This is a genomic window from Propionicimonas sp., assembly GCF_034927565.1.
Lineage (GTDB): Bacteria > Actinomycetota > Actinomycetes > Propionibacteriales > Propionibacteriaceae > Propionicimonas.
Genome location: NZ_JAYFPT010000088.1, coordinates 1 through 12,503 on the forward strand (window position 1 = coordinate 1; position 12,503 = coordinate 12,503).

9 protein-coding genes are annotated in these 12,503 nt (G+C 65.4%); 1 reads left to right on the forward strand and 8 read right to left on the reverse strand.

Features of this window, described 5'->3' with window-relative positions; genetic code table 11:
* Positions 1–222, forward strand: a 222-nt coding sequence (locus tag VB080_RS13510; protein WP_323418975.1) for a hypothetical protein, incomplete at its 5' end; no start/stop codon positions are given.
* A 55-nt stretch (positions 223–277) separates the two neighbouring features.
* On the opposite strand, the gene VB080_RS13515 is transcribed toward VB080_RS13510, so the two are convergent.
* From VB080_RS13515 to VB080_RS13550, 8 genes are all read right to left on the reverse strand, one after another.
* A complete protein-coding gene (locus VB080_RS13515; protein WP_323418976.1) occupies positions 278–1,609 on the reverse strand; it encodes an alpha-galactosidase in 1,332 nt (443 codons plus the stop codon).
* 205 nt (positions 1,610–1,814) lie between these two features.
* Positions 1,815–3,353 (reverse strand): alpha-N-arabinofuranosidase, encoded by a 1,539-nt coding sequence (locus VB080_RS13520; RefSeq protein WP_323418977.1) that lies wholly within the window; start codon positions 3,351–3,353, stop codon positions 1,815–1,817.
* A gap of 132 nt (positions 3,354–3,485) precedes the next feature.
* A complete protein-coding gene (locus VB080_RS13525; protein WP_323418978.1) occupies positions 3,486–5,417 on the reverse strand; it encodes a glycoside hydrolase family 127 protein in 1,932 nt (643 codons plus the stop codon).
* Positions 5,418–5,532: 115 nt separating this feature from the next.
* Entirely contained in the window at positions 5,533–8,106 is a 2,574-nt protein-coding gene (locus VB080_RS13530; RefSeq protein WP_323418979.1) for a DUF5695 domain-containing protein, read from the reverse strand.
* Between the two features lie 27 nt (positions 8,107–8,133).
* Entirely contained in the window at positions 8,134–8,988 is an 855-nt protein-coding gene (locus VB080_RS13535; protein WP_323418980.1) for a carbohydrate ABC transporter permease, read from the reverse strand.
* A 7-nt stretch (positions 8,989–8,995) separates the two neighbouring features.
* Positions 8,996–9,868 (reverse strand): sugar ABC transporter permease, encoded by an 873-nt coding sequence (locus VB080_RS13540; RefSeq protein WP_323418981.1) that lies wholly within the window; start codon positions 9,866–9,868, stop codon positions 8,996–8,998.
* Positions 9,869–9,950: 82 nt separating this feature from the next.
* Positions 9,951–11,120: a sugar ABC transporter substrate-binding protein gene (locus VB080_RS13545; protein WP_323418982.1), complete on the reverse strand. Its 1,170-nt coding sequence runs from the start codon at positions 11,118–11,120 to the stop codon at positions 9,951–9,953.
* A gap of 402 nt (positions 11,121–11,522) precedes the next feature.
* Positions 11,523–12,503 (reverse strand): LacI family DNA-binding transcriptional regulator (locus VB080_RS13550; RefSeq protein WP_323418983.1); only part of this gene is annotated, 981 nt, incomplete at its 5' end.

Below are 12,503 nucleotides of genomic sequence, written 5' to 3' on the forward strand. Positions count from 1 at the left end.
CTCGCCGTCCAGGACATCCTCGGCACCCTGAACGCCTATGTCCACGCCCCCGACCAGGTCAAGGCCATGTTCGACAAGATGGGCAAGAGCCCCTCCTACGGCCGCTACCACGCGCTCGGTGACCTGGTCATCCAGAACCCCGACGGAACCACGATCGAGCGCTCCGGCGACCTGATCTACGAATTCGTCTACTCCGGCGTCTCCTACCGCGAATACGTCTGACCGCCACCTGGCCCGGCCTTGGCACCAAGGCCGGGCCCTGATGCTGCTATGGCTGTCACGGGGTGCGTCTGCGTGGGTCGAGACGAAGCAGTGCCGCTCCGTGCGGTTCGAGGGTGAGGTAGACGGCAGTGCTGCCAGGAGCGACCCCGCGCGTGGCGTTGCTCTGGGTCGTCACCAAAGAGGTGCGGACGCGAGCCCCGGTCCACAACTCGTGCAGGTCGCCCTGGATCACGGCTGGCAGCCCAAGGCTCTGCGTATCGAGGACGACTGGAAGTGGCTCCGCACCGAGGTTGAAGACAGCTGCGTATTGCACTGCCCCGGAACCCTCGGCCGACCAGAGCACCAGTGGCCCCTCGCGGAAGACCTCACGGTTGGCCGAGGAGTATTTCAGGACGTCAAGCACGTCGGCATTGGTGAACAGCGCGATCGTGGCGGGGTCGGAACGTGGCAGATCGCCGCCAATCATCAGCGGTGATCGGGCGATCACCCACAGCGTCATCAGCGAGACCCGCTCGGCGGGGGTGAGGTTGTCGTCGCGCGGCTCACCACGCTCGGCCCGCAGGCCGATCCGGCCCAGTGGCAGCATGTCGCCGTCCGGCCACCCCTCCGGCCCGCCGTGCGGGGCCCAGCGGGCGAACCGGGCGAAGTTTGCCTCGACGTCGACCCAGCGATCCCACAGGTCGTCGCAGATTCGCCACATCGTCGCGTGCTCGCGCAGGTGGTCCAACCGGGCCAGCGACAGATCGCGACCTGGCGACAGGCTCAGCTGGATCTCGCGCCCACAGTGTTCGATCGCCCGGATGAACGCCTGGATGTCTGCCGCCTGGTACGGCCAGAGCATGTCGTCGGCCTTGATGAAGTCGACTCCCCACTCGGCGCACATCGCGAGCACCGAGTCGTAGTACGCCTGCGCTGACGGATGGCTGTGATCCAGCCCCGCCATGTCAGGGTTCCATTCGCAGGCGTTGCCGGGGTCGGCAACCTCGGACGCCCGTGCGACGGTCCCGACAATGGGCGCATCGTGCTCGATCGCCCGCCACGGGATCCCCCGCATGACATGGATCCCGAACTTCAGTCCGAGCGCGTGCACCTGCTCGGCCAGCACACCGAACCCCGCTCCCCCGGACGAACTCGGGAACCGGCCCGGATCCGGTAGCAGACGCCCGTGGTCGTCCATCACCAGTGGCGCCCGGTCGTTGTAGCCGTGGGAGCGAGCTGTCGGATCCGACCAGTCGATGTCGACGACGACCGTGTCCCAGCCGAACTCAAGCAGGTGCTCGGCCATGAACTCGGCGTTGGCAAGAACCTCGGCCTCGGTCACCGTCGTGCCGTAGCAGTCCCAGCTGTTCCAGCCCATGGGCGGGGTGGACGACCGTGCGAGAGCCATCGCAGACTCCTTTCTCGCGCGAGGCTGCAAACCCCCGCGTGATTCGTACCCTTATCGACCGTCGAGTACGGGATCGCGTCCCGGCGACGGAAACCAGCAAAAACAAGTCCGCGACCAGCCGTCCATCCTTGGACCCGTCAGCAACGCCCGCTACGGGGATGCAGTCCACGCCAGCGGGCGTCGACACCCGGCCAGGTTCCGCAGGTCAGTCATCGGTCTCCTCAAGAGCCAGCTCGACAGTCACGTAGGAGTGTGCGGGCAGCTCCAGTTGCAGGCCTCGCGGGTGTGGACGGACGCCCTCAAACGCCTGCGGGCGTACCTGGTCGGGAGAGTCTGGCGTGTTGTGGGCCTGGATGGCGGAGGCTGTCAGAATCGTCGCGCTGTGGCCCGTGACCCCACGTCCGCGCAGGTCGAGGACCGTGGTGCAGCCCGCATCGGCGTCGAGATTGGTGATCGACACCAGAGCTGTGTCGCCCCGTGTCGTTGCCGAAGCGGACAGGAGCGGGAGCGTGCCCCCGGCCACCTGACGGGTGCCCGCCCCCACGATGTGCACGGCGAGTGACGCGGCGTCGTGGTGGCCGGTGTTCATGGCAAACACGTGGTAGGTGGGCGTCAGCACCAGCGCGCCGGTTTCGGGATCTGTGAGGATCATCGCTTGCAGGACGTTGACGGTCTGGGCGATGTTCGCCATCACGAGGCGGTCCGCATGGCGGTGGAACGCGTCGAAGTGGACCGAGGCTACCAGGGCGTCCCGCAAGGTGTTCTGCTGGTACAGGAAGCCGGGGTTGGTGCCGTCCTCGACGTTCCACCAGGTGCCCCACTCGTCGAGCACCAGGCCGATTCGCCTTCCGGGGTCATAGCGGTCCATGACTGTCGAATGGCGGGTGAGCAGCTCGTCGATCCTGGTCGCTGCCGCCATGGTCCGGTAGTAGTCGTCCTGGCCGAAGCTGGTCGCATGACCCTTGTCCGCCCAGGTTCCGCTCATGGTGTAGTAGTGGAGCGACACCGCTTCGAAAGCCGTCGTGTCACCGCAGGAAACGCAGCCGAGTGCCTTCATCAGGGCTTCGGTCCAGGCATAGTCATCCGCGTTCGCGCCCGCGGCGATCCGGTACACCTGGTTTTCGCCGTGGTTGCGGACATAGGTGGCGTAGCGCCGCGCGAGGTCCGCGTATGCCTCGGCCCTCATGTTGCCGCCACATCCCCACGGCTCGTTCCCGATACCGATGAAGGGCACCCGCCATGGCTGGTCTCGTCCATTCCTGCGACGCAGCGCCGCCATGGGCGAGTCGTCTGCCCGGGTCAGGTACTCGATCCACTCACTCAGTTCGCGTACGGTGCCCGAACCGACGTTGCCGTTCACATACGGGTCAGCCCCGAGCAACTCACACAGTGCCATGAACTCGTGGGTCCCGAACGAGTTGTCCTCGACGACGTCACCCCAGTGGCTGTTCACCATGCGCGGACGCTCACTCCGGGGGCCGATGCCGTCCCGCCAGTGGTACTCATCCGCGAAGCATCCGCCCGGCCAGCGCAAGTTCGGGACCCGGAGTGCACGGAGCGCCTCGACGACGTCCGCGCGGATGCCTGCCAGATTCGGTGTTGATGAGTCTTCCCCCACCCAGAAGCCACCGTAGATGCACCGACCCAGATGTTCGGCGAAGTGACCGTACAGATGCCTGCTGACGACAGGGCCCGGAAGATCCAGGTCGATGACGATGCGTGGCGCATTGCGGTGGTCGCTCATGGTTCGATCTTCCCTTGCGTTCTGCCGGGTCGGATGGCACCGCCCCGGGACGGATGTTGCGGTCGGCTCACACCACGGTGGGCGGACGAGCCTGAGTTGTGTCGCACGGTGCGTACGGCGCAGGCTGACACGTCAGCCCCGACTGTCGGGGGCGCCGGCATCAGCGCGAGACGGCACCGCCGGGATCCACACCCGCATGGCGTCGGAGTTGCGGTTGCCCCAGCTTGAGAACGGGACGGCGGTCACCGGCAATTGCGCCGTGCTCGTGGGAACGCCTCCCGCAGGCGGATAGAGAGGTTCGTCGGGAGTGGCCTGGGTGCAGAGGACGGTCAGCTGGCCGTCCTCGTGCGCGCGGATTCCCTCGGCGGGGAGCAGGACGAGGTCGTCTACCTTGATCCCCGCCGGCAGGTCAGCCTGTTCAATGCAGTAGAGCAGGGGGCCTCGTTCCAGGGCAAGGCTGCCGCGGACGGCGTCGATGCGGTGGTGCGCGCGGGTGAACCGGGCCGTGAGATCCAGCCCGAGACGGTAGGTCGCCCCCGGCACCAGATCGGCGTGGGCATAACCGTCGCTTCCGACGAAGTGCGCTCCGTCGGGCCCGTTGAGGGCAGCTGCACCCGACCACTCAGGAATCCGGACGGCAAGCTGTGTACCGGGAACCGTCGAGCCGTCGACCGTGATCTCGACTGCTCCTTCCAGCGGGTAGCCGGTGGTGACCGTCAGCCGGGCGCCACCGAGGTGGGCAGGCAGGTCAATCTCCGACTCTGCGAATTGGTGCAGCCACAGCGTGTCATCAGTCGTTGAAGCGACGTAGCCGCTCAGCTGAGCGACCGTCCGGGCGATGTTCGGGGGGCAGCAGGCGCACGGGTACCAGGGCACTCGCTCGCGCGGCGCGGACTCCTCGGAGTACCTGTCAGGGCGCAACTGGAGCGGGTTGGCATAGAAGAAGCGGGTGCCGGTGGCGTCCACAGCGGCGCGGAGCGCGTTGTGCAGTTCGCGCTCGATGGCAGCCGAGTAGGCTGCCGGGCCGGCGTCCCCGTCGGCAAGGAGCATTCGCCAGGACCAGTGCATGTCGGCGACGGTTGCGCAGGTCTCGGCATAGGCCCTGTCGCTCGGCAGTTCATAGGCGTCGCCGAAGGCCTCGCCGCTGTGGCGGGCGCCGAACGCGCCGGAGATGTACATCTTTCGCTCATGGACGCTCGCCCACTGCGCGTTCATGGCGCTGAGCAGCGCGTTGTCTCCGGATTCCAGGTAGACATCCGTGACTCCGGCGTTGAGGTAGAGCTGACGCACGGCATGGCCGACCGCCTCCCGGGCCTCTCGCACCGGGAGGTGGTCCTGGAAGTAGCGCGGGCCGAGCCAGTTCGTCGGGAGCAGCCCGTGACCCCGCAGGTCGACCATGCGCGAGGCGAGGATGAGGTAGCGCTGATCGCGGGTCTGGCGGTAAAGCTCCACCAGCGCGGTCTCGATCTCGGGATGACCGCAGATCCCCTCGGCACCGTCCGGCCCGAACCGGTCGTACACAAGATCCGCGAACCTCACGGCGATGTCCAGCAGATCGGCACGCCCGCTCGCCCTGTCGAGTGCGATCGCCGCCTGGATGAGATGTCCGAGCACGTACAGCTCGTGGGTGCTCTCCATCTCGGCCCACTTCTTCTCGGGGTGGAGAACCTGGATCCAGGTGTCCAGGTAGCCGTCTGGTTCCTGCGCTCGCCCCACGAGGGCGATCACCTCGTCCAGCCAGGCGTCGAACTCGTGCGTGCCACAGCGGGCGATGTCCCACGCCACCGCCTCGATCACCTTGTAGAGGTCGGAGTCCGCGAAGACCGGCCCCCGGTGCTGTCCCGCCGACTCCCCTGCCGCCAGTCGGAAGTTGTGGACCACCCCGGACTCCTCAACCTGGGCGATGCAGTGGGGGATGGTCGCCGTGGAGTTCAGGTGTTGCCAGCGACCCAGCGGTCCACTGTCCAGCAGACGGACGGCCCGCAGGTCCAGCGGACTGTGCTTGACGTCGGCCACCGGGCGGGCGGGGGTCACCGCGGTCCGGTGCAACGATGTAGATGGCAAGACGAACTCCTTGGTCAAGATCGTGGGATGGAGCTGAGGGATGAGGTCGACCGCAGCCAGGCTCCGGATGTCCACCTGTCCGGAGGATGGGCCTCGGTCGCGATGCTGAGGCGCGTCAGGGCTGACCACCGGACAGGCGTTCGATCCGGAGGGTCCCAGACGCATCGAAGCCCTCGATTCGGATGCCACCGGGCACTGGGCTCACCGCAGCTCCCGGCGCCTCGCGAACCCTCAGTACGGTCGCGGGATGGGGACGGCATTCCGTGACCGTGACATCCACCGGGCCACCGGAGTTCTCGAAGGTGATCTCGAGAAGGGCTGGCGCGGACACCACCGCGGCGACACTGCCCCGGCTCGCGTCGATGTTCCAGCCGTGGTCGTCCACCCACATGCGCTGGTTGACGCCCTCCCATGGGGTGATGTGATGCACCCCATCGGCGGTCTCCACCCGGCAGCCGTAGCCAACCGTCCCGACAGCCTCGCGCACCACGTACGATTTCGCTGCCCGCAGGTAGTTGAACAGCCCCAGCGCGCTGTCCAGGGAACGGGGATCGAAACCGAGGCGATCCGGCCACCAGGTGTACCAACCTCGGGCACCGCCGTTCTCCAACATCGGTGCCATGAAGCTCGAAAGCCCTCCGTGGGCCAGCTTGAGGTAGTCGATCCGCCCGGTCGCTTCGAACCCGCGGAAGAGCACTTCGGAGTTCTGCGGGGTGGCATACCACAGGCACACCGATCCGCGCTCGTCCACGCCGTACCTGAACCAGCAGGGCTGGAAACCGGTGCGCATCGCACGCACCACCTCGAGGGCACGTGCCGCCGCGTCACCAGAACCGTATCTGACCAGCCCGTGGTACACCTGCGAGTGGGCAGTCTGGTCGATGAACAGCTCGGATCCGAAGGGGTATGGATCCGCCACCACTCCGGCTCCATAGGCCTCCAGGTGGGGCGCCAGCGCCGCATATCCCTCGGCATCCTCGTTCTGGAGCAGCTCGAGCAGCTCGAACTGGTACTCCCCGGCGGGTGCCCCGGCTGCCCTCGTCACACCGATCTCGTAACCCAGTACGAGTGTTCGCCACGCGAGGCTGAGATAGTCTGCCGCGCTGCGGCGCGTCTCGGCTCCGTGACGCGCGATGCGATAGAGGGCGTAGTAGAAGGCCGCGAACAGGACGTAGTTGTTGTAGCGCGTGTCCGCGGCCGCGTCCTCGGCCGTCCACTCACAGAACTGGCGCGATGGGTATTCGACCGGCCCCAGGTACACCCCCGCCCTGATACGCAGGCTCTGTGGGTCCTGCAGCCTGCGCAGCACGAACCGGTCGAGGAAGTCATCCAGCACGTCGATCTGAGACTGAACCGGGAACCTGGCGTTCTTCTCCGCCAGGTACATGCCGATCGTGAAGGACAGCTCGTCCGACCCCCCGACCTGGAAACATTCCTCGCTCTCGGTCCAGATCGCGTGGATGTCATGGTCGTACGGCAGGAAGGCACCGTCCCGCCCATACGGGTCGGAGGGGTTGTTGTACTGCTGGCGTTCGACGATGAACTGCGCATGGCGACGAAGGGCGGTCTTCGGATCCACCGTCGCATACAGCAGGATCCGGGTGGCGAGCTGGCCCGAGGAGTGGATCAACAGGCGCTTCTCCCCCGGCGTCGGCAGCGTCACGGCGAAGACCTGCTTGCCGGCGCATGGCGCGAGCTCGGTGATCTCCAGATTGGTGCTCTCGGAGGTCATCGTGACCGGGGTCCTGGACCCCACCACCACCTGGACGGTCTCTCCCGACGGCACCGCCGGCGACGGCAGCACCTCCACCGCCACCTGGCCGTTGTCGACGAGGGCCTGGAACACCTCGGTCGCATCCTGCAGCACCCTGAACCGGAAGCCCCACTCAGCCATCCCGTGCGGGGGGATGATCAGCGAGGAGTTGCCGTTCGCGGACAACTGCTGCCGCCGGGAGTCCTTCAGCCAACCCTCCTCGAGCCGGGTCGCCCGGGTGTGGGCCGCAATGTAGTACGGACCCTCGAAGGTCACCCGCCACTGGCAGGCGATGTCCTTGTCGATCTGGTAGGCGTTCTCCCACGAACCATCGGCGGTGGGTGCCACGAACAGTACGGGTGCATCGCCGGCTGGACGCTGGTAGAGCGCATAGGAACCGCGGCCGGCCAGGTGGAGATGCTGTTGCACCCGCTCTTCGTGCCAGATCCGCTGCAACTCGCCGGTGCCACGATCCACAATCGACCGGTCCTTGAAGATGCCCTCGTAGTCCATGTTCATCACGAACGCGGCGGCCAACTCCCCCACCTCCAGGACCGTGTCACCCGGGTTCTCCAACCTTGTGGTGAAGGTCAGGCCCTCCTCGTCGCTAGTCCACCGCTGCACTACTCGCATGCTCTGGATGCCCGACTCGTTCCGGGACGGGCGGGAGTAGCTCACAACGACGTCATCGCCATCTCGGGTGACCTCGCGCACATCACCGGACGCCGTGGTCAACTCGCGCTGCCACCGGTCCTCGCCCAGCCAGATGCGAAAGGCGAGGTCTCCCAGCCACGGCCCGCGCTGGAACGACTCGTAACTCGTGTTCAGGGCGTTTCCAGCGAACTCCAGTGAGGGGTTCAGCGAACTCCGCATGGAAGACACTGTGCCAGTCCGCTCGTCGATCTCCACGAAGAGTTGATCGGTTCCAACCCGCATTCCAAACCTCCAGCCACCAAGGGTCTTTTAGAGCTTTATTGCGCCAGCGGCAATGCCGCGAATGTAGTACCGCTGCAGAATCAAGAACAGCACGATGCACGGAATCATGCTGACAATTGCACCTGCTTCGAGGACACCGAGATCAATGGCGCCGTAGTCGCCCTGCTGGAGCCCGCCGAGAGCAAGGGGCAGTGTGAAGTTGCGATCGTTGTTCAGCATGATGAGCGCCGCGAGCAGATCACTCCAGCCATACATGAACGCATACAGCGCCACGGTCGCCAACCCCGGGACCACCAGGGGAAGGAAGACTCTCGTCAGCATCTGGAACATCGACGCGCCGTCCATGATGGCGGCTTCCTCCATCTCGCCGGGGATCGCGAGAAAGCTGTTGCGCATGAGGAATATGGAAAACGGCATCATGAACGATGTGTAGATGAGCACGAGGCCAACCAGGCTGTTCACCAACCCCAGTTTGGCCATGATGGTGTAAATCGGGACCATAATCCCCTGGTAGGGGACCATGAACGGGAGGAGCATCGCTGCGAAAACAATGTTCTGGCCGGGAAACTTGGTTCGTGCGAGGGCGTACCCCGCCAGTGTCGACAGCAGGAGCGTCAGGACAGTAGTGGACACTGCCACGATCAGGCTGTTGGCGGCATAGTGGCCCAGTCCGCGTCCTGCGGTCCACAACTCGTCGTAGTAGCGGGACGTGGGGGCCCATCCGTGGAGCGGGTCGCTGAACGAACGCACGACCGACCACAGCAGCGGAGCCAGGAAGGCGCCCGCGACGAGCACAGCCACGCCGTAGTAGCCGAACTCGGTGATCAGTCGTCTCGTCCTCGAATCCGAGAGTCGGCTGCGGACCTGTGTGTACGTACTCATGGCGGCCTCACTTCTCCCGCAGCACGCGCAACTGGATCGCACTCGCGATGGCGAGGACGATGACGATCAGGATGGCCAGCGCCGCACCATAGCCCATGCGATAGCGGACGAACGCCTCGGTGTAGAGCCAGAACACCGCCGTCACCGTGGATCTGGCGGGACCGCCCCCGGTGATGATGAAGAACTGGTCGAACGCCAGCATGTTTCCTGTGATGGTCAACAGCAGGACCAGAGCCATGCTCTGGGTGATCAGCGGCAGGGTGATGCGGGTCTCCCGCTGCAGCCAGCCTGCGCCGTCCACCTTGGCGGCTTCGTAGACCTCTTCCGGCACGGACTGCATGGCTGCCATCAGGATGACCATGGTCGTCCCGACGCCCTTCCAGATGGTGATCCCGATCACCACCCACACCGACAGCCAGAAATTCCCGAGCAGGGAGGTCTTTCCATCGGTGAGCCCAACCACCTGCAGTACCTGGTCGATCAGTCCTTGTCCCGGCTTGATGAGAACCACGAACATGTAGCTCGCCGCTGCTCCGCCCACGACGACCGGGAGGAAGTAGATGGCGCGGAACACTCCCACGCCGCGAGCCCGGCGGCGCACGATCATGGCAAGGAGGTAGCCGCTGAGGATCTGGACCGGCGTGGCGATCACGGTGAAGAGGAGGGTGAATCGGACCACCGAATGGAACTTCTCGTCGGTCATGGCCTCGGCGTAGTTCGCCAGACCGATGAACGAGGTGTTTCCCAACAGCGGCCAGTTGTTCAGCGACATCCACACCAGCAGCAGCATGGGAATGCCGAAGAACACCAACGAAATGAGAACCGAGGGAGTCATCATCCCGGCTCCGATGATGGCCCGCCGGCGGTGGAACGCGCTCATGCTCCGCGCACCGCGGGTGGTGCGGCGGACACGCCCCGCACCACCCGCGGACAGATCCGCAGAGCCCTGTCGAAGGGTCATATCAGCTGATGCCGGCGTTGGTCGCTGCCTGCTTGATCAGTGCCGTTGCCTCCTGGTCGAGTTGGGCGAGGGCGACGGACGGCTCGACACCTTCAGTGAGGATCTGCTCCATGGCGGTTCCGAACGGCGCGTTGGCGTCATTCACGATCGCGTTGAAGGCGAGGGTGTGCGGCACGTGGCCGTTCTCCATGGCCTGCAAGCCGGTCGCCGAGGCTGGGTACTTCGCGCGGAAGTCCTCGTCCAGCATGTCCAGTCGGGTGGGAACCAGTCCCTGCTCGGCGACGAACTCCTGCTGGGCGGGCTCCAGCATGAACTGGATGAACTGCCACGCCTCCTCGATATGGTCGGTGCCCTCACCGATCGCCAGCACATCGCCGCCAACGAACGTGGCGAACCCGCCGTCCTTTCCAGGAATGGGAGCGGTGCCGACGTCAACGCCGGCCTCGATAGCGGTGGGGTAGAACACCGGGGTCCCGAGTTCGATCCCCACCTTCCCCGAGGCGAGCCAGTCCCCCCAGGTGGATCCGTCCTCGGTGTACTCAGCCGGGTTCACCACCCCAGCGTCCAGGAGCGACTTGTAGAACCCGAATGCCTCTGCGGACTCCGCGCTCGAGAAGGTCGTGTGCTGATCGGCTCCCTCGCCCTCGAAGATCTCGCCACCAGACGCCCAGATCAGGGGCGAGAACGAGTATCCGATGCAGCCGCCGCACGCCACCGGGATGGAGAATCCATAGGTATCGTCGCCGAGCGCTGTGATTGCCTTCGCAGCCTCAAGGAGTTCGGCCCAGGTCGACGGCGGCTTCTCGGGATCGAGCCCGGCCTTCCGGAACAGATCCTTGTTGTACATCATGATGGACGGACCTGCGATATTCGGAATCGCGTAGATCCGACCGTTTGTCGTGCTCAGGTCGACCTGCGCCTTGTTGAGATCGTCTTTGTACGACAGGGATTCGTACCGATCTGTGATATCGGTCAGGACACCGTTCAACGCATACAGCGGTGCATCGATGTCGTCAATGTCCATGACGTCAGGCAGGTCGCCACTGCTCTTCGCCGTGGCCACCTTTGTCGCGTAGTCTCCGGAGATCCGCGTGACCTGAACCTCGACCTTGTCCTGGCTCTCGTTGAACCGTGCGGCAAGATCTTCCGTACCCGCACCCCTGGTCCACATCTGCAGGACCACTTTGCCGTTCGCCTCACCCGAGGTTGTCCCAGAGCAACCCGCGATACCGGACGCCAGGAGAACCACGGCAGTGATCGCTCCCAGCTTCCCAATCCTCGACCGCTTCATTGCGTTCCTTTCCGTGCTGTGGCACTTGCCACGATCGACGGCGATGCTCTCCATCGCCTTGTGCTCCTACGCACTTTCGATCAGGCCACCAAGTGCAACGTGCTCTCGGCCGAGACTGGAGCTTCCACCAGAACGATGCCGTCCCCGTCCGGTCTGAGTCAGTCTCGAAAGCCCTTTCGAACTCTCGGTGGCTAACTTAGCGTGCCTGTGCCCGCCCCTGTCAAGGGTTGCCGCCAACAAGGATGGGGGCGCCCGGGGAACCGGCTCATCTGATCGGATTGGTCAGGGCATCGCCGCAGCGCCCCCGCGAACGGTGGACTCGCGGACCATCAGCCGTGGCGGAACCAGTTCGGGCGCGTCGGACTCCGCGGGGTTGCTGTACAGCAGACGGACGGCAGCCGCCCCCAGTTCGTCCAAGCATGGGTTCACGCTCGTGATCGGCAGTCTCCCGTTCACAACCGGCCACCAGTCGTCCTGGCCGACGACCGCGATGTCGTCGGGGATCCTCAGCCCACGGAGCTGGATCCGCTCCACAACCCCCCTCGCGATCAGATCGTCGCCGGCGACCACGCCGTCCACCTGCAAACCGTCCGCGAAGAACCCTTCGATCGCATCCCAGCCCCACTGCTCTGACCATGATCCGAAGAGCACACTGGACGGCCGAACCGCCAGCCCGGCATCCCGTAGCGCGTCCCTGGCGCCAGCCGCTCGGCGCACCGCAGGATACGAGCCAGGTTCGCCGCTAATGACCACGATATGGCGGCGTCCGATGTCGATCAGGTGCTGGGCAGCGATCCGACCAGCCAAGTCGGCATCAGGAATAATCGATCGATCCCTCCGGTCAGTGGACCACCCGTACGCATAGACGATCGGCGTCGACCCTGCGCCGCGCACGGGCGAGCGCGCCTCCATGGAATCATCGACAATGATGAGACCGTCGACACGACGTTCCAGCAGGCGACGTACCAAGCGCTCCTCATGAGCGGGATCCCCGTGACTGTTGGACATCAGAACCGTTGAGTCCTCCATCCCGACGGCGAGCTCCGCACCGTGCATGATCTTCGGCACGAACCGGCCGCTCAAGTCGTTTGTCACGATGCCGACCGTGTGGCTGCGACCAATCGCCAGGCCGCGAGCGAGCGCATTGGCGCTGAATCCCATGTCCTGCGCGACCTTGAGCACTCGATCCCGCGTGCTGGCCGAAACGTCGAACCTGTCGTTGAGCGCCTTCGAGGCAGTGGCGAGCGACACGCCCGCGCGCTG

What these genes read in the sequence shown, in the direction of transcription:
- VB080_RS13535 (WP_323418980.1), bottom strand. Translation starts at nt 8,988, where the DNA reads ATGAGTACGTACACACAGGTCCGCAGCCGACTCTCGGATTCGAGGACG.
- VB080_RS13540 (WP_323418981.1), bottom strand. Translation starts at nt 9,868, where the DNA reads ATGAGCGCGTTCCACCGCCGGCGGGCCATCATCGGAGCCGGGATGATG.
- VB080_RS13520 (WP_323418977.1), bottom strand. Translation starts at nt 3,353, where the DNA reads ATGAGCGACCACCGCAATGCGCCACGCATCGTCATCGACCTGGATCTT.
- VB080_RS13530 (WP_323418979.1), bottom strand. Translation starts at nt 8,106, where the DNA reads ATGCGGGTTGGAACCGATCAACTCTTCGTGGAGATCGACGAGCGGACT.
- VB080_RS13545 (WP_323418982.1), bottom strand. Translation starts at nt 11,120, where the DNA reads ATGTGGACCAGGGGTGCGGGTACGGAAGATCTTGCCGCACGGTTCAAC.
- VB080_RS13515 (WP_323418976.1), bottom strand. Translation starts at nt 1,609, where the DNA reads ATGGCTCTCGCACGGTCGTCCACCCCGCCCATGGGCTGGAACAGCTGG.